Here is a 23,295-nt window from a genome sequence, read left to right as displayed (position 1 = left end):
GAGCTTTCGTCCATGACCCACCGTTTTGCCGCCGCCAGCCTTTCGGCGCTCGCCCTTGCGCTTGTCGTCCCGGTCGCCCCGGCGCTGGCCGATAATCACACCGCGCCTGCCGCGGCTGCTCCGCAGGCGACGACCGACCTGCCGACGCTCGTTTCGCAGGTGAAGATCCCCTACGAAGAGTTCGAGCTCGCCAACGGTCTCACCGTGCTGGTGCACGAGGATCGCAAGGCGCCCGTGGTCAATGTCACCGTGTGGTACAATGTCGGATCGAAGGACGAGCCCGAGGGCAAGACCGGCTTTGCCCACCTGTTCGAACACCTGATGTTCAACGGATCGGAAAACGCCCCCAACGACTACTTCCAGTACCTCGCGGAAATGGGCGCGACCGATTACAACGGCACCACCTGGTTCGATCGCACCAACTACTTCCAGACCGTGCCCAAGCCCGCGCTGGAACGCGCGCTGTGGCTGGAAAGCGACCGCATGGGTTACCTGCTGGGCGCGGTGACGCAGGGCAAGCTCGATAACCAGCGCGGCGTGGTGCAGAACGAAAAGCGTCAGGGCGACAACGAACCCGGCGGGCTCGTGTTCTACGACGTGCTCAAGACCCTGTTCCCCGATGGCCACCCCTACCAGCACGAAGCGATCGGCTCGATGGCCGACCTTGATTCGGCCTCGATGGAGGACGTGAAGAGCTGGTTCATCGACAATTACGGCCCCAACAACGCCACCCTGGTGATCGCGGGCGACATCTCGGCGGCTGAGGCCAAGCCGCTGGTCGAAAAGTATTTCGGCGGCATCAAGCGCGGCCCCGTCAACGATCCGGCGCAGGCCGATGTTCCGACCCTCAAGGAGCCGGTGCGCAAGACCTTCAAGGATCAGGTCGCGGCCACCAGCGTCACCCGCTATTGGGCGACCGAAGGGATCACCGGCAAGGACCGCATCGCGCTCGACGTCGGTGCCTCGATCCTCGGCGGGCTGGCTTCCAGCCGGCTCGACAATGTGCTGGTGCGCGACGAACAGCTCGCGGTCAGCGTTTCGGCGGGCAATTCGGCCTTCCACCGCATCGGCATCTTGCAGGTCGAAGCGACCGCCAAGGACGGGGTCGATCTCGCCGTGCTCGAAAAGCGCATGGACGAGGTGGTCGCCAAGCTGATCGCCGAAGGCCCGACCGAGGACGAAGTGCGCCGCGCGGTCACCAGCAACCTTGCCCGCACGATCCGCGGGCTGGAGCAGGTCGGCGGGTTCAGCGGCAAGGCGCAGACCCTTGCCGAAGGCGAAGTGCTGGCGGATGATCCGGCATTCTACGCCAAGGAATTCGAGGCGCTCGCACGGCTCACCCCGGCTGACGTCAAGGCGGCGCTGGCCAAGTGGATGACCCGCCCGGCGATGACCGTGGTGCTCGAACCCGGCGCGCGCGATGCAAGCTACGAGGAAGCCTCCTCGGTCAAGGCAGAGGGCGCAAACGCCTCCGAACGTGACCGCGCTGCCGAAACGATCACCGTCTCCGAAGTGCGCCCCGCGCCGCCGATCAACACCATCGCCGAGCTGGACTTCCCGACCATCGAGCGTGCGACGCTCAAGAACGGGATGAAGGTCAGCTACGCCCGCCGCACCGCGGTGCCTGCGACCTATGTCACCATGAGCTTCAACGCGGGCGGCGCGGCTGACCCGGCAGGCAAGGAAGGGCTGCAGGGGCTGACACTGGCGCTGTTCGACGAAGGCACGACCAAACTGTCCGCGCAGCAGATCGCCGAGGCGGGCGAACGGCTGGGGGCGAGCGTTTCGGCTGGCGGGAGCGATGACCGCTCGACCTTCACGCTCTCGGCGCTGACCGCAAACCTTGCGCCCAGCCTCGATCTGATGCGCCAGATCATGCGCGAGCCGGCGTTCAACCCCGACGACATCGAGCGTCTGCGCACGCAGACCGTCACCGGCATCCGCCAGTCGATGAAGTCGCCGCAGGGCATCGCCCAGCGCACCATTTCGCCCGAATTGTTCGGCACCGGCACGCCCTATGGCGGCGTCGCCTCGGTCGCGAGCGTCAGCAGCATCAGCCGTGATGATCTGGTCGCCTTCAAGGACAGCTGGATCCGCCCCGACAATGGCGAGGTTTTCGTCATTTCGGACAAGCCGCTGGCCGAGATCGTGACCGCGCTCGACGCCGCTTTCGGCGACTGGACAGCACCGGCCGCACCCAAGGGCACCAAGGCCTTCGCCGCCACTGCCGCGCCCAAGGGCAACCGGATCATTCTGGTGAACCGCCCCAATTCGCCGCAGAGCTTCATCCTCGGCGCGCAGATCACCCCGCTCGATGCCGGCGATCCGGAATTCATCGCCTTCAACAGCGCCAACAATGCGCTGGGCGGCAACTTCCTCGCGCGGCTCAACATGAACCTGCGCGAGACCAAGGGCTGGAGCTATGGCGTGCGCGGCGGGACGCAGGCGCGCGAGAATGCCGTGATCTATGCGATCTCGGGCGGCGTGCAGGCGGATCGCACCGGGGATTCGCTGGCGGAAATGCTGCGCGAGACCAAGGAGTTCCTGACCGTCAAGGGCGTCACCAGCGAAGAGCTCGAACGCTACAAGGCGAATGACATCGGCGCGCTGCCGGGCCGGTTCGAAACCAGCCCCGCCGTGCTCGGCGCGATGCAGAGCAATGCCCTGTTCGGGCGGCCGGACGATTATCAGGAAAAGCTCGCGGGCATTTACAGCGCGCAGACCACCGCAGCGCTTGATGCCGCGGCGCGTTCGGCGATCGACACCGACAAGTTCGTGTGGGTCGTGGTGGGCGATGCCAGCAAGGTGCGCAGCCAGCTCGAACCGCTCGGCCTGCCGATCGAGCAGCGCGAGATGGAAGGCGAGTAAGAAACAGGTCGGCGCGCTTTGGCCCAAATCCGGTTGAAGCGCGCTGACACTCGTGTAAATAGCGCATCCTGAAGTGCCGGGTCGCCCAAGGCCTGCACCCAACTCGAGGGAGTGGAATATGTCTGTTGCAGGTACCTACAAGACCACCGTCAAGAGCCCGATGGGCGACCAGACCGGCACCCTGACCGTCGTGCCCGATGGCGACACCTTCAGCGGCTCGCTGGTCGGCAGCCTCGGCTCGATGGACATTGCCGGCGGCACGATCGAAGGCAACACCATCAAGTGGAAGATGAACATGGTCGTCCCCATGCCGATGACGCTCGATTGCGAAGCGACCATCGACGGCGACAGCCTGACCGGCTCGGTCAATGCCGGCGCTTTCGGCGCGATGCCGCTGTCGGGCACCCGCGAGGGCTGATCGCCCCTCCCGCAGTTACCAGAAGGGCCGCCGGAGCACCCGCTCCGGCGGCCCTTTTTTCGTGGCTGGATTGCCCCTGTTCAGGTCAGCGCGCTATTCTGGCCGCAATCGCCTTTGGGGAATGATCCGATGAAGCCTGTCTCCGTGCTCGCCGCCGCCGCCACTGCCACGCTTGCCCTGGGAGGCTGCATGACCATCCCCGACAGTCACCCGCTGGCCGGCACCGAATGGCAGCTGACCGCGATCGACACCTCGGGCAGCACCACGACGCTCACCCCCGCCCTGCAACGCCGCCACACCATCGCCTTTGCCGACGGGGGCGAGCTTCAACTCCAGCTCGATTGCAACCGCGGGCGTTCGACCTGGACCGCGGGCCAGCCTGCCAATGGCGCTGGCCAGATCAGCATCGGCCCCATCGCTGGCACCCGCATGGCCTGCCCTGCCCCCAGCTTCGGCAACGACCTCGCCGGCCTGTCCGATGCCGAACGCTTCACCACCACGCTCGATGGGCGGCAGCTGGTGATCGAAACCCCCGGCTTGCGCTACACCTTCGCTGCCGCCGAATAGGCCAGCCTCCCGCCATCCGACCAAGGTCTAGCTTTCGCCGCAGGCCGTTCCGGGCGACTTTGCGATCCTCGACACCAACGGCGCGCGGGCGACGGGCAGGGAGATCGAGCGCACTAGCGGGAGAGCGACAATGGCGACGACATATGACGGCGCGCTGCCCAAGCATCACGAGGTCACGGGGACGGAAAAGCGCGTCATCCTCGCCTCGTCGCTGGGGACGGTGTTCGAATGGTATGATTTCTATCTCTACGGCCTTCTGGCGACGATCATTTCGGCGCAGTTCTTCTCGGGCGTAAACGAGACCACCGGCTTCATCTTCGCGCTCGCGGCGTTTGCGGCAGGCTTTGCGGTGCGGCCCTTCGGCGCGCTGGTGTTCGGGCGGCTGGGCGACCTTGTTGGGCGCAAGTACACCTTCCTTGTCACCATGGGCCTGATGGGCTTTGCGACCTTCACCGTCGGCGTGCTGCCCTCCTACGCCAGCATCGGCGTGGCGGCGCCGATCATGCTCGTCGCGCTGCGACTGGTGCAAGGCCTTGCGCTGGGCGGCGAATATGGCGGGGCTGCGACCTACGTCGCCGAACACGCGCCCAACAACAAGCGCGGGCTCTATACCAGCTTCATCCAGACCACCGCCACGCTCGGGCTGTTTGCCGCGCTGCTGGTGGTGATCGGCACCCGCACGATGATCGGCGAGGAAGCCTTCAAGGAATGGGGCTGGCGCGTGCCGTTCCTGGTGTCGGCGATCCTGCTGGGCGTGTCGCTGTGGATCCGGCTGCAATTGCAGGAAAGCCCGGTCTTCCAGAAGATGAAGGAGGAAGGCACCAACTCGAAGGCGCCGATTTCGGAAGCCTTCGGCAACTGGAAAAACGGCAAGTGGGCGCTGGTCGCGCTGCTGGGCGCGGTCGCGGGCCAGGCGGTGGTGTGGTACACCGGCCAGTTCTACGCGATGTTCTTCCTTGAAAAGATGCTGCTGGTCGATGGGGCCACCACCAACATCCTGATCGCGGTGGCACTGGCCATCGGCACGCCGTTCTTCATTTTCTTCGGCTGGCTGTCCGACCGGATCGGGCGCAAGAAGATCATCCTTGCCGGCTGCGCGCTGGCGGCGGTGACCTACTTCCCGGCCTTCCACCTGCTCTCCGAAGCGGCCAACCCGGCGCTTGCCCGGGCCCAGGCGGCAGCGCCGGTCAGCGTAATCGTGAATGATGGCGATTGCTCGGTGCAGTTCGACCCGATCGGCAAGAACACCTTCGACACCAAGAGCTGCGACATCGCCAAGGCGTTCCTTGCCAAGAGCGCGATCAGCTACACGGCGGTCGATGCCGAGGCCGGTGCGATCGCGCAGGTCACGATCGGCAGCCAGACCATCACCGCCCCCGATCCGGCCAAGGTGACGGGCGCTGCACGCAAGGAGGCCATCACCGCCTTTCAGGGCGAGTTGAAGGCCGCACTCGGCGCGGCCGGTTACCCCGCCAAGGCCGATCCGGCGCAGATCAACACCCCCATGGTGATCGCGGTGCTGACCTATCTCGTGCTGCTGGTGACGATGGTCTATGGCCCCATCGCCGCGCTGCTGGTGGAACTGTTCCCCACCCGCATCCGCTATACCGCGATGAGCCTGCCCTATCACATCGGCAATGGCTGGTTCGGCGGCTTCCTGCCCACCACCGCCTTCGCGATGGTCGCAGCGACCGGGGATATCTACTACGGGCTGTGGTACCCGATCGGTATCTGCGTGCTGACGGTGATCGTCGGCCTGATGTTCCTGCCGGAAACCTTCCGCCGCAACATCGACGACTGATCCAGCCCATACCCAGCCCGGAAGGGTCGCAAACGAGGGGCGGTATCCATGGCGGGTGCCGCCCCTTTGCATGGGCGCAAGGTTGCGATAGCTTGCCCGAGGAGGGAGAGGTCGGGGTCATGATGCTGGGCGCGGCGCTGGCTGCCGCCACACTCTATCTGGGCGCATTGTTCTGGCTGGCCGCATGGCGCGACCGGCAGCCGCCCGATGGCTGGCTGGGACGCCATGCCGGCACGATCTATGGCCTCAGCCTTGCGGTCTATTGCACCAGCTGGACGTTCTTCGGCGGGGTCGGGACTGCGGCGACTGCGGGCCTCGATTACCTGCCGATCTATCTCGGGCCGATCCTCGTCTTCACGCTGGGCTTTGGTCTGGTGCGCAAGATCCTCGCGCAGGCCAAGGCGCAGCATTCGACCTCGATCGCGGATTTCCTCTCGGCCCGCTACGGCAAGAGCGCGACGCTCGCCGCGCTGGTCACCGTCATCGCCACCTGCGGCACGCTGCCCTACATGGCGCTCCAGCTCGACGCGGTCGGCACCACGCTGCTGCTGATGGCCCCCGATCTGCGCACCCAGCTCGCCACGGACGAGCTGGTGCTGATCGTCGCAGGGCTGATGGGGCTGTTTGCGATCCTGTTCGGCTCGCGCCGCGCCGACCGCGCGGGCGACAATGCCGGGCTGGTGCTGACGATTGCGCTGGAGGCGTTGGTCAAGCTTGCCGCGCTGCTGGCGGTGGGGGCGCTGGCCGTGTGGGTGCTGGCGACGGGCGGCGGCCTGCCCCCGGCCAGCACCCCGCCCGCCCTGTTCGCCGCCGATCCGGTCGATGCGCGCTTCATCGTGCTCACCGCCATTTCCGCCGCCGCGATCCTGTGCCTGCCGCGCCAGTTTCACATGAGCTTTATCGAGGCACCCGGCGAACGCGCGGGGCGCGCGATGCGCTGGGTGTTCCCGGCCTATCTCGCCCTGACCGCCGCCGTGATCGTGCCGATCGTGCTGGCCGGGCAGTCGGTGCTGCCGCAGGGCACCGATCCCGATACGATCGTGCTTGCCCTTCCCCTCGCGAGCGATGCACCGTGGCTCGCGGTGGTGGTGTTCCTCGGCGGCTTTTCGGCGGCGACCGGCATGATCGTGGTGGCGAGCGTGGCGCTGTCGATCATGATCACCAATGATCTCGTCGCGCCGCTGCTGCTGCGCCGCGCGCTGGCCGGGCGCGGCGATCGCAGCCGGGTGCCGAGGCGGTTGCTGCTGATCCGGCGCTGCGTCATCGCCGCCCTGCTCGCCTGCGCCTATGCCTTCTATCGCGGCTTTGCCGGGATCACCGATCTCGCGGGCCTCGGCACACTCGCCTTTGCCGCGGCCGCGCAATTCGCGCCGGGGCTGGTGCTGGGCATGGTGAGCCAGCACGGCAACCGCGCAGGGATGCTGACGGGCCTTGCCACCGGCTTTGCCCTGTGGCTGGTGCTGCTGATCATTCCGGCCGCAAGCGGCACCCCGCCGCCGGTCAGCATCCATGCCGATCCGCTGGTTTCCGGCGTTGTCCTCAGCCTCGGCATCAATGCCGCGCTCTACTGGCTGGTCTCGGCGCTGGTGCGCCCCTCGCTGCTCGATTCCGCGCAGGCCGCCGCCTTTGTCGGCACGCCGATGCCGGGAGAGCTGCCGCGCCACGCCACCGCCAAGCGCGTGGGCGATGTGCGTGCGCTGCTGGTGCAGTTCGTCGGGCGCGAGCGGGCCGATGCCGCGCTCACGCCGCTGTCCTTGCGCGATGGCGATCCGGCGGGCGCAGCGGTGCTCGAGCTTGCCGAACGCGTGATTTCGGGCGTGATCGGCACATCATCGGCGCGGATGCTGGTGGGGTCGTGGGCGGGCGGCGATCCCATCCCCCTGCCCGAAGTCGTCGCGATGTTCGGCGAGACGGGCCGCCGCCTCAACTTTTCCGCCGACCTGCTCCAGACCGCGATCGAAAGCATCGATCAGGGCGTGGCGCTGGTTGACGGCGAGATGCGGCTGGTGGCGTGGAACAGCCGCTATCAGCAGCTGTTCGACCTGCCCGACACGCTGGTCAGCGTCGGCACGCCGATTGCCGATCTGATCCGCTTCAACTTGTCGCGCGGCCAGGCCTCCGAAGCCGAGATCGCCGATCAGGTCGAGCGCCGCCTCGCCTATATGCGCGCCGGGACAGAGCACCGGATCGAGCGGGTGCAGCACGATGGCCGGGTGCTCAGGATCGTCGGCGCGCCCACGCCGGGGGGCGGATACACCACCTCCTATACCGACATCACCGCCGACCGCCGGGCCGAACAGGCGCTTGAAGACAAGGTAGCCACCCGCACTCGCCAGCTCTCCGAAGCCAATGCCGCGCTGGCACTGGCGACACGGTCCAAGACCCGCTTCCTTGCGGCGGCCAGTCACGATCTGATCCAGCCCCTGAACGCTGCCCGGTTGTTCGCCTCGGCACTCGGCGAGGAAGTCGCGGGCCGCCCCGCGCTGGAGCGGCTGGTGGCTGATCTCGACGGGTCGATCGAAGCGGCCGACCGTCTGATCCGGGTGCTGCTGGAGATTTCCAAACTCGACAGCGGCGGCGTGGTACCCAAGCCCGAACCCCTCGCGCTCGACCGCCTGTTCGAGGATGTCGCGCGCGAATTCACGCTACAGGCGCAGGCCAAAGGCCTCACGCTGAAGCGCGCGCGCACCAGCGTGTGGGTCGAGGCGGATCGTGCCTTGCTGACCGCCATCATGCGCAATCTGGTGAGCAATGCGGTACGCTATAGCACAAGGGGCGGGGTGCTGATCGGGGTGCGGCGGCGCAGCGAACAGGCGGTGATCTGCGTGCACGACACCGGGCGCGGGATCGCGCCTGAGGATATCGAGCGGATGTTCGGAGAGTTCGAGCGCGGGTCATCGAACGACCGCGAAGGACTGGGGCTCGGGCTTGCGATTGTGCGGCGTTCGGCGCGCCTGCTCGGGATCGAGGTCGAGACGACGTCGATCCCCGGTCGCGGCAGCCGCTTTGCCCTCGCGCTGCCGGTGCTGCGCCGCGCCGCCGCCGCGCCGCCTGCGCCTGTGCCGCCAGCGCGGCGCTCCGGGCCTTTCGGCGGGGCGCGGGTGCTGGTGGTGGACAATGACCCGGCCGTCCTTGCCGCCACCGCCGCCTTGCTGGGCAAGTGGGGCATGGAGGTGGTCTGCGCTGCCAGCCGTGCTGAAGCCGCAGCCGTTATGCCTGACGCGCCCGACATCGCCATCATGGACTACCGCCTCGACGGGGCCGAGCGCGGCGATGCGGCCTATGCCATGCTGTGCGAGGCGTGGGGCGATCGCCCGCCGGCGATCCTGCTGACGGCGGAGGATTCAGGCGAGACCGAGGCTGCTGCCGGGCGGATGGGAGCACACCGGCTGCTGAAACCTGCGCCGCCTGCCGCGCTTCGCGCCCTGATCACGACCGCGCTGGCGCACGGCCGCGCTCAGGCTCTCGCCGAATCCGCGACCGGCTGATCGACCTCCAGCTTGGCTGCCAGCAACACCGCCTGCGTGCGGCTATTGACCCCCAGCTTGCGCAGGATCGCGGTGATATGCGCCTTCACCGTCGCCTCGGAGATCGCGAGTTCATAGGCGATCTGCTTGTTGAGCAGCCCCTGCCGGATCCCCGCCAGGATGCGCCGCTGGGCGGGCGTCAGGCTGGCGATGCGGGCGAGATCGTCGTCCGCGCCGGCTGCGCTTTCGGGAAACCAGGCATCGCCATCGCGCACCGCGGCCAGCCCTTCGCGTATCGCATCGAGGCTGGCCGACTTGGGGATGAACCCCGCCGCCCCGAGCTGCGCCGCCGCAGCCGCCACCCGCGGTTCTTCGCTCGCAGAGACAATCACGATCGGCAGGGCCGGGTAATCCTGACGCAGATCCATCAGCACGCTGAGACCGGAGGAATCGGCCATGTGCAGGTCGAGCAGCAGGGTCTCCGCACCGCCCTCGTGTAAGGCCGCGCGGGCTTCGGCGGCAGAGCTTGCCTCGATGATCGCCGCATCCGGCCACACCCGCCCCACCGCATGGGCGAGCGCGCTGCGGAACAGCGGGTGATCATCGGCAATGACGATGCGTCCCGACACCAGCGCCTCAGCGGTTCTGGCGGCCTTCGATCAGCCGGTCGACCAGCGAGGGATCGGCCAGTGTCGAGGTATCGCCGAGCGCGCCGAACTCGTTCTCGGCGATCTTGCGCAGGATGCGGCGCATGATCTTGCCCGAACGGGTCTTGGGCAGGCCGTCGGTGAAGTGGATGATGTCGGGCGTGGCGACAGGACCGATCTCCTTGCGCACCTGCGCCTTGAGCTCGGCCAGCAGCGCGTCGGTGCCCTCCTCGCCCGCATTGAGGGTGACATAGCAATAGATGCCCTGCCCCTTGATGTCGTGCGGATAGCCCACCACCGCGGCCTCGGCGACCTTGGGATGGAGCACCAGCGCGCTCTCGACTTCCGCGGTGCCCATGCGGTGGCCCGAGACGTTGATGACGTCGTCGACCCGCCCGGTGATCCAGTAATAGCCGTCCTCGTCGCGCTTGCACCCGTCGCCGGTGAAGTACTTGCCGGCATAGGTGCTGAAATAGGTCTGCACGAAGCGATCATGGTCGCCGTAAACGGTGCGTGCCTGCCCCGGCCAGGAGTGGGTGATGCACAGGTTGCCCTCGGTCGCGCCGTCGAGCACGGCCCCCTCGTTGTCGACCAGCTGCGGGCGGATGCCGAAGAACGGGAGCCCCGCGCTGCCCGGCTTCATGTCGTGCGCGCCGGGCAGCGTGGTGATCATGCAGCCCCCGGTTTCGGTCTGCCACCAGGTGTCGATCACCGGGCAGCGGCCCTCGCCCACGACGTCGAAATACCAGCGCCAGGCTTCGGGGTTGATGGGTTCACCGACCGAGCCGAGCAGGCGCAGCGAGGCGCGGCTGCGGCTGGTCACATGATGATCGCCCTCGCGCATCAGCGCGCGGATCGCGGTGGGGGCGGTGTAGATGATGTTGACCTGGTGCTTGTCGACCACGTCCCAGAAGCGCCCGTGATCGGGGTAATTGGGCACGCCCTCGAACACCACCGCCGTCGCCGCGTTGAACAGCGGGCCGTATACGACATAGCTGTGCCCCGTGACCCAGCCGATATCGGCGGTGCACCAGAACACCTCGCCGGGCTGGTAGTCGAAAATGTAGTGAAAGGTCGTCGCCGTCCACACGCCGTAGCCGCCGGTGGTGTGGAGCACGCCCTTGGGCTTGCCGGTCGATCCGGAGGTGTAGAGGATGAACAGCGGGTCTTCGGCGTTCATCACCGCGCAGGGGCAATCCTCATCGCTGGCGAGATCGGCGAGCCAGTGGTCGCGGCCATCAACCATGTCGATTGTGCCGCCGGTGTGCGAGATCACCAGCACGCCGTCGACCGGCGTCGCGTGCGCGGCCAGCGCGAGCGCGGCGTCGACATTGGCTTTCAGGGGAATATGCTTGCCGCCGCGCAGACCTTCATCGGCGGTGATGACGAAGCGGCTGCCGCAATCCTCGATCCGGCCTGCGAGCGCCTCGGGCGAGAAACCGCCGAACACCACCGAATGCACCGCGCCGATCCGCGCGCAGGCGAGCATCGCGACCACGCCTTCGAGGATCATCGGCATATAGATCGTGACCCGATCCCCGCGCCCGGCACCCAGTGCCTTGAGCGCGTTGGCCATCCGCACCACCTCCTTGTGGAGTTCGCCGTAGGTCAGGCTGCGGCTTGCGCTCGCCGGATCGTCCGGCTCGAAAATCAGCGCGGTCTTGTCGGCATGGGCGGGAAGATGGCGGTCGACCGCGTTGTGGCACAGGTTGAGCTGACCATCCTCGAACCACTTGATCCCGACCGGATCATAGGCCCAGTCGCCGCCGATGGTGGGTGCCTTGGCCCAGTCCAGCCGCTGCGCCTGCTCCAGCCAGAACGCATCCGGCGTCTCCACCGATGCCTTGTACATCGCGGAATATTGTTCGGGCGTGCAATGGGTGGGGGTGTGGGCGGTGGGCCGCTCGACAGCGTGGATCATCTCGACTCTCCCTTTTCTGACCCCTTGATACAACAGGCTACCAGCCGCGCGCCCTCAGACAAAGGTCTTACGACCATCGGCTAGCTGGGCGCGGATCATGGATCGGGCCATTCTCGCCTTCATAAACACAAGGATGGGAGGGTCTGATGTTTAACGTGTCCGCACGCCGAGGGCTGCGGGCGGCCTTGCTGGCCGCCACCGCTCTGTCGGCCACGCCGGCGCTGGCAGGGGAGGCAAGCGTCGAGGAGCGACTCGACCGGCTCGAAGCGCTGGTCGAAGGGCTGATCGCCCGGATCGACGCCGGGGCCGGAACACAGGCCCAGCAGGCGCAGGCGTTGCAGGAAGTGCGCGCAGAGACCGGGGCGATCCGCGCCGAACAACAAGCGATGCGCGCCGAGGTCGAAGCGACCGAGGAGGCCACCCGCACTCTCACAGCCAGGCAGGCGGAGATGTCGGACAAGCTGATCGACTTCGCAATTCCGCAAGGCGAAGGCTTTAAGGTGGGCAAGACCCGCGTCACCTATGGCGGCTATGTCAAACTCGATGCGACGAGCCAGCGCACCAGCGGCGGCCAGATCGCGGGCAATTCGATCCTGCGCGATTTCCTGTTCCCGTCCTCGATCCCGGTGGGCGGCCGGGCGAGCGGGTTCGACACCGATTTCTCCGCGCGCCAGACCCGCTTCCTGTTCAAGACCGAAACCGATGTCGGCACCGATCACAAGCTTTCCAGCCTGATCGAGCTCGATTTCAACGTCACCGATGGCGGGAATGAGCGGGTGACGAACAGCTTCTCCCCGCGCATCCGCCACGCGCTGATCAATTACGACAACTGGACCTTCGGGCAGGGCTGGTCGACCTTCCAGAACGTCGGCGCGCTGCCCGACAGCCTCGATTTCATCGGGGTCACGCCGGGCACGGTGTTCGATCGCCAGCCGCTGATCCGCTATACCAAGGGCGGTTTGCAGATCGCGCTGGAGCAGCCCGAAACCGTGGTCACCACCCAGACTGGTGGGATGGTGACTCCCGGCGACGATCAGGTGCCCGACATCATCGGGCGGTATAACTGGAGCGGCGACTGGGGCAGCTTCACCGCCGCCGGGATCGTGCGGCAATTGCACGTCTCGACCGACGATCTGATGGGCGTGGATGATGCCGCCTGGGGGTACGGGCTAAGCCTGTCGGGCAAGCTCAAGGTCGGCGAGACGGACGACCTGAGGTTCATGGCCACCGCGGGCGACGGGCTCGGGCGCTATATCGGGCTCAACATCGTCAATGATGCGGCGATCAAGCTGGACGGGACGCTCGATCCGATCTTCACTTGGTCGGGCTTTGCCGCCTATCGCCACGTCTGGGGCGACCGGCTGCGGTCGAACATCGCCGGTTCATATTTCAAGGCCGACAATCCCATCAGGCTCACCACCAATCAGGTCACCGACGAAAGCTGGAACGCCTTTGCCAATCTGATCTGGAACCCGGTCGGCCCGCTTAATGTCGGGATCGAGGTGATGTATGCCACCCGCACGCTGGAAGACGGGCGCAGCGGCAATCTGCAGCGAGTGCAGTTTTCGACCCAGTACAATTTCTGAAACCTCGCCCCTCATGCCAGAACGGCCGTGCCTCTGCTGCGCAGCAGAAGCACGGCCGTTCCGGTGTCAAGCCGCGCGCAAACCCCGCTTTGGATCGACAAGATCCCGCCAGAAACAAGCGATCCCGCCAGCCGCATCCGGCCAGCGGGATCGTGCATTTTGGCCAAGCGGCCAGCGTGGTCAGAAGCGGTAGGCGACCCCGGCGCTGATCACCCAGGGATCAAGCTTGTGCTCGGTCTCGATCGCCAGCGTGTTGCCGACATACCAGCGCGCGGTGGTGTCGATGAAATAGCGCTTCACATCCACGCTCAGACCCAGCCCCTTGTCGTTCAGCGGCACATCGAAGCCCGCTTGCAAGGCCACGCCGAATTCGTTCGACAGGTTGGTCTCGGTCACGCCCAGCGGCAAGGTCGCCGCGCCCGGCTTGTCGCCGACCCACAGGAAGTACGACGGCCCGGCCCCGACATAGGGTTTCACCCCGCCAAGGTCGAAGTGATACTTCACCGTCACGGTTGCCGGGATCAGCTTGGCATTGCTGACCAGCTCGGCCCCGGCAGGCAGGCCTGCGGTGGTATCGACATCGTGCTGGGTGATCCCGGCAATCGTCTCGATCGAGACAGCATCGCTCACAAAGTATTCGATCGCCAGCGTCGGCGTGACATTGTCGTTTGCCTTGGTCTGCAAGGTGGCCGGCAGACCGGGCAGATTGACGTTGATGTCCGTGATCTTGCCATCGGGCAGCACCGCCGTCCCGAGCACCTTGATCTGGATATCGCCGGCACCCGGCTTGGCATCTTCGGCCATCGCGGGCGCCCCGGCCAGCACCATGGCTGCGCCGCCAAGCATCAGAAGTCGCTTCATTTCCTTAGTCCTCATCAGCAGCAGTGGCCGCCCTCCGCGGCCCAGGATGGTTGCTGCCTGTGAGCGCCGGATAGCCGCGCTCGCACCTTGCACTCATTGATTCGGATCAAAGACCTTTTGCGCAGGCTGCCCCATTGCCGCACCATCATGGCGACACTCAGCCCACCTCCGCCCGGTCTCGGGCCTACCGATGCCCGCGATCCGGCAAGCGCTGCATTTCGTGCCGCGCTGCCAGAGGGCATGAGCAATGCCCCCATTGCCGACCAATTGTGGGCGCTGGGCGTTCTGGCGCGGCTGGCCAAGGGCGCGCAGCTCGCGCCCGATGCCGAGGACGACCGGCTGGTGTGGATTGCCACCGGCGCAGTCAAGCTGGTCGCCCCGCCACCGCAAGGCACGGCGGATAGTGTGCCTGGCGGACAGGTGCTGGCGTTCCACTTCGCAGGCGATCTCGTCTCGGTGTTGCGCCAGAGCGCCGGGAGCGCCTCGGGCGATCTGCGGCTGGTGGCGCTGAGCGATACCACACTGGCGATCTTCCCCGCCGACCGCTTTCTCGATGTCGCTCAGGCTGACCCGGCTGTGCTGCGATCAGTGCTGGCCCGCAGCCTTCAGGCGCTGCACCGCAGCCGCACCCGGATGATGCAGATGGGGCACAAATCCGCCGCCGCGCGGATCGCCGATTTCCTCGTCGCCATGGCGGAGCGGCTGGCCGATTGCACCTCCGGCCCCTGCACCTTCGCCCTGCCCATGAGCCGCCGAGACATCGGCGATTCGCTCGGCCTGACGATCGAGACCGTCAGCCGCCAGCTGACCGAACTGCGCGAGGCAGGACTGGTCGCAACCGAAGGCCGGTCGAACATCGCGCTCAAGGATGTGGGCGCTCTCGCCCGCATCGCGGGGCGCGGCCAGAACACCAGCGAGAAGCCGGACACAACCACAGAAATCTGACCGAATTTGATTTCGCTCAAACACAGGAATGACGGTGGCGGGTTAGACAGCCTGCCGACGGAAGGGATAAATCAACATGGAAACAGTCGTTAAGCGGCTGGGGGTCTGGGCGCTCGTCCTGCTCGCCAGCATCGCGGCCATCGCGCTCACGCCCGATGCGGGTTTTGCGATCCACATGGGCATTGTTGCTCTTGTGGCAGTGATCCTGATTGTCGCCACAGCCACCAGCTATGATCCGCTGGCCAAGGCCCAGAGCATCTTCAAGATGCCTCCGGGGCCGAGCCGCTATGACGATGACGTGGTGCGCTGGGGCGTGATCGCGACGATGTTCTGGGGGATTGCGGGGCTGCTCGCCGGGGTGTTCATCGCCGCACAGCTCGCCTTTCCCGACCTGAACCTTGAGCCCTACCTCAATTTCGGCCGCCTGCGCCCGCTGCACACCAGCGCGGTGATCTTTGCCTTTGGTGGCAATGCCTTGCTCGCCACCAGCTTCTACGTCGTGCAGCGCACCTGCCGCACCACGCTGGCGCTGCCGGGCGTCGCGCGTTTCGTGTTCTGGGGCTACCAGCTGTTCATCGTGCTGGCCGCGACCGGCTACCTGCTCGGCATCAGCCAGGGCAAGGAATATGCCGAGCCCGAATGGTATGTCGATCTGTGGCTGACCGTGGTGTGGCTTGCCTATCTGGCGGTGTTCGTCGGCACGATCCTCAATCGGCACGAACCGCACATCTATGTCGCCAACTGGTTCTACCTCGCTTTCATCGTCACCATCGCGATGCTGCACGTGGTCAACAACCTCGCGCTGCCGGTCAGCCTGCTGGGGGCCAAGAGCTACAGCGCCTTTGCCGGCGTGCAGGATGCGCTGACCCAGTGGTGGTATGGGCACAATGCGGTGGGCTTCTTCCTCACCGCGGGCTTCCTCGCGATGATGTACTACTTCGTGCCCAAGCAGGCCGGGCGGCCGGTCTATTCCTACCGCCTGTCGATCATCCACTTCTGGTCGCTGATCTTCCTCTACATCTGGGCCGGCCCGCACCACCTGCACTACACGGCGCTGCCCGACTGGGCGCAGACGCTCGGCATGGTGTTCTCGGTGATGCTGTGGATGCCGTCCTGGGGCGGCATGATCAACGGGCTGATGACGCTGAACGGCGCTTGGGACAAGGTGCGCACCGATCCGATCATCCGCATGATGGTGCTGGCGCTCGCCTTCTACGGGATGAGCACCTTCGAAGGCCCGATGCTGTCGATCAAGGCGGTGAACAGCCTTTCGCACTACACCGACTGGACCATCGGCCACGTCCACTCCGGCGCGCTCGGGTGGAACGGGATGATCACCTTCGCCTGCGTCTACTACCTCACCCCGCGCCTGTGGAACCGTGAGCGGCTCTACTCCCTGCGCATGATCAACTGGCACTTCTGGCTCGCGACGCTGGGGATCGTTTTCTACACCGCGTCGATGTGGGTCGCCGGGATCACGCAAGGGCTGATGTGGCGCGAATACGGGGCCGACGGATACCTGGTGAACAGCTTCGTCGATACCGTCGCGGCGCTCCATCCGATGTACATCCTGCGCATGGTCGGCGGGCTCATGTACCTCAGCGGCGCGATCATCATGGCTTACAACATCGCCATGACCATCGCCGGAAAGCTCCGCACCGAAGCCCCGATGGACGACACCGCGCATGACTATGCCGCCGATCGTCCGATCGTTGCCCAGCCTGCCGAATAAGCGCTCATCAGGGAACCAAAGCCATGAGCAAGAATGCTTCGCACTCCGACGTCTTCGAGAGCCACAAGAAGCTCGAAAAGAACGTCACCCTGCTGGCCGCCGCGACCCTTGGTGTCGTGGCGATCGGCGGGATCGTGGAAATCGCACCGCTCTTCTGGATCGACAACACGATCGAGAAGGTCGAGGGGATGCGCCCGTACACCCCGCTCGAACAGGCGGGCCGCAATATCTATGTGCGCGAAGGCTGCTATGTCTGCCACAGCCAGATGATCCGGCCCTTCCGTGACGAGGTCGAACGCTACGGCCACTACAGCCTCGCCGCCGAATCGATGTACGATCACCCCTTCCAGTGGGGCTCGAAGCGCACCGGGCCTGATCTGGCGCGGGTCGGCGGGCGCTATTCGGATGCCTGGCACGTCCAGCACCTGAAGGCGCCGCGTTCGGTGGTGCCCGAAAGCATTATGCCCTCCTACAGCTTCCTTGCGGAAACCGCGCTCGAGGTGCCCGATCCGGCGGCCAACCTTTCGGCCCTGCGCGCCGTGGGCGTGCCCTATTCCGACAAGGACATCGCCGCAGCCGAGACCGATCTGATGGCGCAGGCCGATCCCGAAGCGGATGCGGGCGATCTCGCCGCGCGCTACCCCAAGGCGCAGATCCGCGACTTCGACGGCGACCCTGCCCGCGTGACAGAAATGGATGCGCTGGTCGCCTATCTCCAGATGCTCGGCACGCTGGTCGATGTGAACAGCGCCGCCGCGCAGGAGGAACTCACCAAGGCAGGAGCAGGCCGATGAGCCTTTACACCGCCTTGCGCCATTTTGCCGACAGTTACGGTCTGGCGGTGATCTGTGCGCTCTATCTGACCCTGTGCCTGTGGCACTTCCGCCCCGGCGCCAAGCCCCATGTGGCCGCCGCCAAGCACTCGATTTTCAGGGATGACGACCATGAGCAGCAATAAGCGCATCGACGAGCCCACCGGCACCGAATTCGTCGGCCATGAATGGGACGGGATCGAGGAGCTCAACACGCCCTTGCCGCGCTGGTGGCTCTATACCTTCTACGCGACCATCGCTTTCGCGGCGGCCTATGTGGTGCTCTACCCCGCCTGGCCGATGATTGAGAGCGCGACCGCAGGCACGCTGGGCTGGTCGAGCCGGGGTGATCTCGCCGCCGACATCCGCGCCGCTGAAGCCGCGCGCGCCGGGACCGTGGCAAAGATCGCCGCCACCCCGATCGAAGCGCTGCCGGACAACCCCGAACTGATGCAGGCCGCCGTTGCTGGCGGGGCTGCGGCGTTCAAGGTCAACTGCGTCCAGTGCCACGGCGCGGGCGCAGCGGGATCGCCGGGCTATCCCAACCTCAATGATGACGACTGGATCTGGGGCGGCACGCTGACCGACATCGAATACACCCTCACCCACGGCATCCGCTGGGAAGCGGCCGAGCAGACCCGCGCCAACTTCATGCCCGCCTTTGCCGGCGTGGTGCAGCCGGCCGAAGCCAAGGCGCTGGCCGGTCATGTCCTCTCGCTCAGCGGCAAGGCCAAGGCCAGCCCGCAAGGCGCGCAATTGTTCGCCGACAATTGCGCCGCCTGCCACGGGAGCAGCGGCGAGGGCATAGCGGCGATGGGCGCGCCTGCGCTCAATGACGCGATCTGGCTTTATGGCGGCACCGAGGCCGACGTAACGAAGCAGATTCTCGCCCCCCGGCACGGCGTGATGCCAGCCTGGCAGGGACGGCTTGATCCGGTCACGATCAAGATGCTCGCCGCCTATGTCCACTCGCGTGGCGGCGGACAGCAGCCCGCTCCCGCGGCACCTGCGGCCCCCGCCCCTGCACCGCAGGTCGCAAGCACCAACTAAGGCTGATCCGATGGCTGACATGGACGAGCTTGAGCGCCCCACCCCGCCCCCCGCTCCGCCGCGCCCGGCTGCCCCGGGCGCGCGGGACTGGGGCAAGGCGCTCGGCTCCCCCGCCCCCGACACCGCGCCCGAACAGGACGTGGGGTTCATGGGCAGCGCGCTCTACGAAAAGGGCAAGACCGTCCATAACAAGCGGATCGACGGGCCGTTCCGGCGCTTCAAGTGGCTGGTGATGCTGGTCACGCTGACGATCTACTACGTCACGCCGTGGATCCGCTGGGACCGCGGGCCTTACGCCCCCGATCAGGCGGTGCTGGTCGATCTCGCCAACCGCCGCTTCTATATGTTCGACATCGAGATCTGGCCGCACGAGTTCTATTTCGTCGCTGGCCTTCTCATCATGGCGGGGATCGGCCTGTTTCTCGTAACCTCCGCCGTGGGCCGGGCATGGTGCGGCTATGCCTGCCCCCAGACGGTGTGGACTGATGTCTTCCAGCACGTCGACCGCTTCTTCGACGGCGACCGCAATGCGCGGATGCGGCTCGACAAGGCACCCTGGACGGCCTCCAAGATCGCCCGGCGCACGGCCAAATGGGCGGTCTATCTTGCCATCGCCTTCTGGACCGGCGGCGCGTGGATCATGTATTTCGCCGACGCGCCGACGCTCACGGTCGACTTCTGGACGGGCAACGCCGCGCCGGTGGCCTATGCCACGGTCGCCGTGCTGACCGGCACCACCTTCTGGCTCGGCGGTTTCATGCGCGAGCAGGTGTGCATCTATATGTGCCCCTGGCCGCGCATCCAGACCGCGATGCTCGACGAGAAATCGCTGATCGTCACCTACAAGGACTGGCGCGGCGAACAGCGCGGCAGCCTCAAGAAGGCGGCCAAGAACCCAGACGCCTATGGCGACTGCATCGATTGCAATATGTGCGTCGCGGTGTGCCCCACGGGCGTCGACATCCGCGAAGGCCAGCAGATCGGCTGCATCACCTGCGGCCTGTGCATCGACGCCTGCGACCGGGTGATGAACGAGGTCGGCCGGCCGCGCGGGCTGATCGATTATGCGACGCTTGACCAGTGCAAGGCGGAAGCCGCAGGCGCACCTGCCACCCCGGCGTGGAAGGCACTGCTGCGCCCGCGCACCTTCATCTACCTGGGCGTGTGGAGCGCGATTGGGGCGGGCCTGCTGTTCGCGCTCGGCACCCGCACCCACACCGACCTCACGGTCGCACCTGATCGCAACCCGCCTTTCATGTTGCTGAAGGATGGCTCGGTCAGAAACGCCTACACGCTGCGCCTGCGCAACATGGAGGCACGCCCGCGTGACATGGAAGTCGCGCTCACCGGCCTGCCGACAGGCGCGGTGATGTGGACCGATGCTGTCAGCCTCGAAGACGCCGCAAGCGTGCAGGTGATCGAAGTGCCGGCCAACGCAACCAAGGTGGTGCGCGCCTATGTCATGCTGCCGCCCGGCGCCACGGCGAGCAGCTTCACCTTCCGCCTGACCTCGCTTGACGAACAGCGGGAAACAGATCTCGCCGAAACCACCTTTGCCCAACCTGCCTCAAGCGTGCCGGAGAACGAGTGATGACCAAGCGCAGCAGCACCATCACCGGCAAGCACATGGCGATGATCTTCATCGCCGGCTTCGGCATCGTCATAGCCGTCAATCTGTTCATGGCGCTTCGGGCCGTGGGCGGATTTCACGGGACTGTGGTCGATAATTCCTATGTCGCCAGCCAGAAATATAATGGCTGGATCGCCGAGGCCGAGAAGGAAGGGCGGCTGGGTTGGCAGGTCGATGGGGCGCAGCGCGCCGATGGTCGCATCGTGCTGACCGCTGCCGGAGTGCCCGATGATGCGACATTCCATGCCGTCGCCGAACGCCCGCTTGGCGAACGCGAGACGACGGTTCTGACCTTCTCCCCTGACGGAGCCAACCGCTGGGTATCGCGCGAAGCGGTCGATCAGGGGCGCTGGCAGGTGGTGGTCAGGATCACCGCCGCCACCGGCAGCAGCGATCCGCAGGTGTGGAGCGGGATTGTCCACTTGCCATGAACGCTCCTGCCCTCATCCCGGCTGACGCCACCCTTGCCACCACCCGGCTGACCGTGCCCGGCATGAAATGCGCCGGATGCATCGGCAAGATCGAGCGCGAGCTCGCCAGGCAGCCCGGCATCACGGCCGCCCGCGCCAACCTGTCGGCCAAGCGCGTGGCGATCCGGCATGATCCCTCGCTCGACGAAGGCGCGCTTGTCGCGGCCCTGCTGGCGCTGGGGTTCGAGGCGCAGCCGGTCGCCGACAATCCGCTTGGCACCGAAGCCGCCGAACAGAAGCGCCTGAACCGCGCGCTTGGGGTCGCCGGGTTCGGGATGATGAACATCATGCTGCTCTCGGTCAGCGTCTGGTCGGGCGCGGATGGGGCAACGCGGGCGCTGTTCCACTGGCTCAGCGCGCTGATCGCCTTGCCGGTGATCGCCTATGCCGGACGCCCCTTCTTTGACAGCGCGTGGATGGCGCTCTCGCATCGCCGCACCAACATGGATGTGCCGATCAGTATCGGGGTGATCCTTGCCACCCTCATGTCACTCTACGAGACGATCACCGGCGGGGCGCACGCTTTCTTTGATTCAGCGGTGATGCTGCTGTTCTTCCTCCTCGCAGGCCGCGCGCTCGACGCCGAGATGCGCACCCGCACCCGCGCCGGGATCGGCGCCTTGCTCGGGCGGATGGGGCGCTCGGCCAGCGTGATCGCGGCGGACGGCAGCACCCGGCGCGTGGCGGCGGGGGATCTTGTCCCCGGCATGATGGTGCTGGTCGCGGCAGGCGAAGCGCTTGCCGCCGATGGCGAGGTGGTCGAGGGGCGCGGCGCGCTCGACAATGCGATGCTCACTGGCGAGAGCGCGCCCGAACCGGTCGGGCCGGGAACTGTCGTCCACGCGGGCGCGATCAACCTGGGCGCGCCCTTGCGCATCCGCCTCACCCATGTCGCCGAGGACACCGCGATTGCCGAGATCGCGCGGCTGATGGACGAAGCCGGGCAATCGCGCAGCCACTATGTCCGCATCGCCGACCGCGCGAGCCGCCTTTATGCGCCGGTGGTGCACACGCTGGCGCTCGCCGCCTTTGTCGGCTGGATGATCGCAGGTGCCGGCTGGCACGCATCGCTGACCATTGCGATTGCGGTGCTGATCATCACCTGCCCTTGCGCCATGGGGCTCGCCGTCCCCGCCGCGCAGGTGGTGGCGAGCGGCGCGCTGCTCAAGCGCGGCCTGCTGGTGAAGGACGGCAGCGCGCTGGAACGCCTCGCCGAATGTGATGTCGCCCTGCTCGACAAGACCGGCACGCTCACCCTGGGGACACCGCGCGCCGACATCGGCGGGCTGGATGCCGAGGCGCGCAGCATCGCGCTCGGCCTCGCGCAGACCAGCCGCCACCCCCTCAGCCGCGGCCTTGCCGCAGCCGCCATGCGCGATGGCGTCGTGCCCGCCGCTGTCGAGGATGTGCGCGAGACCAGCGGCATGGGACTGATCGGGCGCTGGCACGGGCTGCCGGTGGCGCTGGAACGGCCCGCCGATGCGGCCGAAGCCCTCGCCACCACGCTGCGGATCGGCGAGACCTGCCAGACCATTGCCTTCAGCGATCCGCTGCGTCCCGACGCCGCGCAGGCGCTCGCCGCCTTGCGGGCGGAAGGGCTTGCGGCGAGCATCCTGTCAGGTGATCGCGCCGCGCCGGTCGCGGCGGTGGCGCAGGCGCTTGGTCTTGATGCGCAGGCCGAAGCCTCGCCGCAGGCCAAGCTTGCGGCCCTCGAAAGCCTGAAAGCAGCAGGGCATCGCCCGCTGATGGTCGGCGATGGCCTCAATGACGGCCCCGCGCTCGCCGCCGCCCACGCCTCGATCGCGCCCGGCACCGCGTCTGACGCCAGCCAGCAAGCCGCCGATGCGGTGTTCATCGGCGAAGGGCTGATGCCGGTCGCGCTCGCGGTGCGCGTGGCGCGGCGGACGATGCGGATCGTGCGCGAGAATTTCGGCTTTGCGATTGCCTATAACGCGCTCGCCATCCCGCTTGCGCTGACCGGGCAAGTCACGCCGCTGGTCGCGGCCATTGCCATGTCGGCCAGCTCGCTGGTGGTGGTCGCCAATTCGCTGCGGCTGGCCCGGAGCGCCGCGCAGTGACCGGCCTCGCCTTCCTTATCCCGATCGCGCTCGGCATGGGGCTGATGGGGCTGTTCGCCTTCCTCTGGTCGATGCGCGAAGGGCAGTATGACGACATGGACGGCGCGGCCAGCCGCATCCTGATCGACGATGAGGACGAGCCGCGGTGAGCCGGTCGCTTCTGCCGTTTGCGCTTGCCGCTCTGGTGCCGGTGATGATCGGCCCCCTGCCCGCCTCGGCGTCCGCCGCGGGCAGGACGATCACCGCGCAGCTGTGCAACGGCGGCACCCTCACCATCCCGATCGGCGATGGCGAAAAACCCGCCGATGATGGCGCCTGCCATCCCAAGGGCTGCCACGCGGGAACCTGCCGCGAAAAGGGCCGCGAGGGGAAATTGATCTCGCGCAAAGACGGCTAGGGCCACGCGCCTATTGAGGGTGTCTTGGCGCGCACCGCGGGACGG

Annotated in this window: 19 protein-coding genes; 16 read left to right on the top strand and 3 right to left on the bottom strand. The window is 66.7% G+C overall.

All coding sequences use genetic code 11. The annotated features are described in order from the left end of the window. Nucleotides 1-12 precede the first annotated feature (12 nt). From PS060_RS09900 to PS060_RS09880, 5 genes are all read left to right on the top strand, one after another. The gene (locus PS060_RS09900) at nucleotides 13-2,868 is read left to right on the top strand and encodes a M16 family metallopeptidase (protein WP_273982831.1); all 2,856 of its coding nucleotides are present in this window, start codon (nucleotides 13-15) and stop codon (nucleotides 2,866-2,868) included. A 118-nt stretch (nucleotides 2,869-2,986) separates the two neighbouring features. Continuing rightward, nucleotides 2,987-3,286 carry a hypothetical protein gene (locus tag PS060_RS09895; protein ID WP_273982828.1) on the top strand — a complete coding sequence of 100 codons (300 nt, stop codon included), beginning with the start codon at nucleotides 2,987-2,989 and terminating at the stop codon, nucleotides 3,284-3,286. A gap of 129 nt (nucleotides 3,287-3,415) precedes the next feature. Continuing rightward, the gene (locus tag PS060_RS09890) at nucleotides 3,416-3,853 is read left to right on the top strand and encodes an META domain-containing protein (RefSeq protein WP_273982826.1); all 438 of its coding nucleotides are present in this window, start codon (nucleotides 3,416-3,418) and stop codon (nucleotides 3,851-3,853) included. Between the two features lie 130 nt (nucleotides 3,854-3,983). Continuing rightward, entirely contained in the window at nucleotides 3,984-5,654 is a 1,671-nt protein-coding gene (locus tag PS060_RS09885; protein WP_273982825.1) for an MFS transporter, read from the top strand. Nucleotides 5,655-5,773: 119 nt separating this feature from the next. Then, nucleotides 5,774-9,142, top strand: coding sequence for a sensor histidine kinase (locus tag PS060_RS09880; protein WP_273982823.1), 3,369 nt, complete (start codon nucleotides 5,774-5,776; stop codon nucleotides 9,140-9,142). On the opposite strand, the gene PS060_RS09875 is transcribed toward PS060_RS09880, so the two are convergent. Together PS060_RS09875 and acs are read right to left on the bottom strand one after the other, a co-directional pair. Next, nucleotides 9,112-9,750, bottom strand: a complete 639-nt coding sequence (locus PS060_RS09875) for a response regulator transcription factor (RefSeq protein WP_273982822.1) — start codon at nucleotides 9,748-9,750, stop codon at nucleotides 9,112-9,114. The genes PS060_RS09880 and PS060_RS09875 overlap by 31 nt on opposite strands. A gap of 7 nt (nucleotides 9,751-9,757) precedes the next feature. Continuing rightward, nucleotides 9,758-11,689 (bottom strand): acetate--CoA ligase, encoded by a 1,932-nt coding sequence (gene acs, locus PS060_RS09870; RefSeq protein WP_273982821.1) that lies wholly within the window; start codon nucleotides 11,687-11,689, stop codon nucleotides 9,758-9,760. 146 nt (nucleotides 11,690-11,835) lie between these two features. Between acs and PS060_RS09865 the strand changes: the two genes are divergently transcribed. Next, nucleotides 11,836-13,275 carry a DcaP family trimeric outer membrane transporter gene (locus PS060_RS09865; protein WP_273982820.1) on the top strand — a complete coding sequence of 480 codons (1,440 nt, stop codon included), beginning with the start codon at nucleotides 11,836-11,838 and terminating at the stop codon, nucleotides 13,273-13,275. A 180-nt stretch (nucleotides 13,276-13,455) separates the two neighbouring features. Here the strand turns inward: PS060_RS09865 and PS060_RS09860 are convergent, their stop codons facing one another. Beyond that, on the bottom strand, nucleotides 13,456-14,136 hold the full coding sequence (locus PS060_RS09860) for an OmpW/AlkL family protein (protein WP_273982818.1): 681 nt from the start codon (nucleotides 14,134-14,136) through the stop codon (nucleotides 13,456-13,458). Between the two features lie 147 nt (nucleotides 14,137-14,283). Here PS060_RS09860 and PS060_RS09855 point away from each other — a divergent pair, with 147 nt between their 5' ends. The 10 genes from PS060_RS09855 to PS060_RS09810 all read left to right on the top strand — a co-directional run bounded on the left by PS060_RS09855 (nucleotide 14,284) and on the right by PS060_RS09810 (nucleotide 23,250). Further along, nucleotides 14,284-15,081, top strand: coding sequence for a Crp/Fnr family transcriptional regulator (locus PS060_RS09855; RefSeq protein ID WP_273982816.1), 798 nt, complete (start codon nucleotides 14,284-14,286; stop codon nucleotides 15,079-15,081). A gap of 76 nt (nucleotides 15,082-15,157) precedes the next feature. Further along, nucleotides 15,158-16,813, top strand: a complete 1,656-nt coding sequence (gene ccoN, locus PS060_RS09850; RefSeq protein WP_273982815.1) for a cytochrome-c oxidase, cbb3-type subunit I — start codon at nucleotides 15,158-15,160, stop codon at nucleotides 16,811-16,813. A gap of 23 nt (nucleotides 16,814-16,836) precedes the next feature. Then, nucleotides 16,837-17,607, top strand: coding sequence for a cytochrome-c oxidase, cbb3-type subunit II (gene ccoO / locus PS060_RS09845; RefSeq protein WP_273982814.1), 771 nt, complete (start codon nucleotides 16,837-16,839; stop codon nucleotides 17,605-17,607). Continuing rightward, nucleotides 17,604-17,771, top strand: coding sequence for a cbb3-type cytochrome oxidase subunit 3 (locus tag PS060_RS09840; RefSeq protein WP_273982812.1), 168 nt, complete (start codon nucleotides 17,604-17,606; stop codon nucleotides 17,769-17,771). Before ccoO ends, PS060_RS09840 begins: the two co-directional genes overlap by 4 nt. Further along, nucleotides 17,758-18,675: a cytochrome-c oxidase, cbb3-type subunit III gene (gene ccoP / locus PS060_RS09835; protein WP_273982811.1), complete on the top strand. Its 918-nt coding sequence runs from the start codon at nucleotides 17,758-17,760 to the stop codon at nucleotides 18,673-18,675. The genes PS060_RS09840 and ccoP overlap by 14 nt, the downstream gene beginning before the upstream one ends. A 148-nt stretch (nucleotides 18,676-18,823) precedes the next feature. Then, the gene (gene ccoG / locus PS060_RS09830; protein ID WP_273986899.1) at nucleotides 18,824-20,266 is read left to right on the top strand and encodes a cytochrome c oxidase accessory protein CcoG; all 1,443 of its coding nucleotides are present in this window, start codon (nucleotides 18,824-18,826) and stop codon (nucleotides 20,264-20,266) included. After that, nucleotides 20,266-20,736, top strand: coding sequence for a FixH family protein (locus PS060_RS09825; protein ID WP_273982810.1), 471 nt, complete (start codon nucleotides 20,266-20,268; stop codon nucleotides 20,734-20,736). Before ccoG ends, PS060_RS09825 begins: the two co-directional genes overlap by 1 nt. Continuing rightward, nucleotides 20,733-22,853 (top strand): heavy metal translocating P-type ATPase, encoded by a 2,121-nt coding sequence (locus PS060_RS09820; RefSeq protein ID WP_273982808.1) that lies wholly within the window; start codon nucleotides 20,733-20,735, stop codon nucleotides 22,851-22,853. The genes PS060_RS09825 and PS060_RS09820 overlap by 4 nt, the downstream gene beginning before the upstream one ends. Beyond that, complete coding sequence (gene ccoS / locus PS060_RS09815; RefSeq protein ID WP_273982807.1) at nucleotides 22,850-23,002, top strand: cbb3-type cytochrome oxidase assembly protein CcoS; 153 nt, start codon at nucleotides 22,850-22,852, stop codon at nucleotides 23,000-23,002. Before PS060_RS09820 ends, ccoS begins: the two co-directional genes overlap by 4 nt. Then, the gene (locus PS060_RS09810) at nucleotides 22,999-23,250 is read left to right on the top strand and encodes a hypothetical protein (protein ID WP_273982806.1); all 252 of its coding nucleotides are present in this window, start codon (nucleotides 22,999-23,001) and stop codon (nucleotides 23,248-23,250) included. The genes ccoS and PS060_RS09810 overlap by 4 nt, the downstream gene beginning before the upstream one ends. The last annotated feature ends 45 nt before the right edge of the window (nucleotides 23,251-23,295 follow it).

This window comes from Erythrobacter sp. BLCC-B19 (genome assembly GCF_028621955.1).
Taxonomy (GTDB): Bacteria; Pseudomonadota; Alphaproteobacteria; order Sphingomonadales; family Sphingomonadaceae; genus Erythrobacter.
This window is presented reverse-complemented; position numbering and strand designations above follow the sequence as displayed.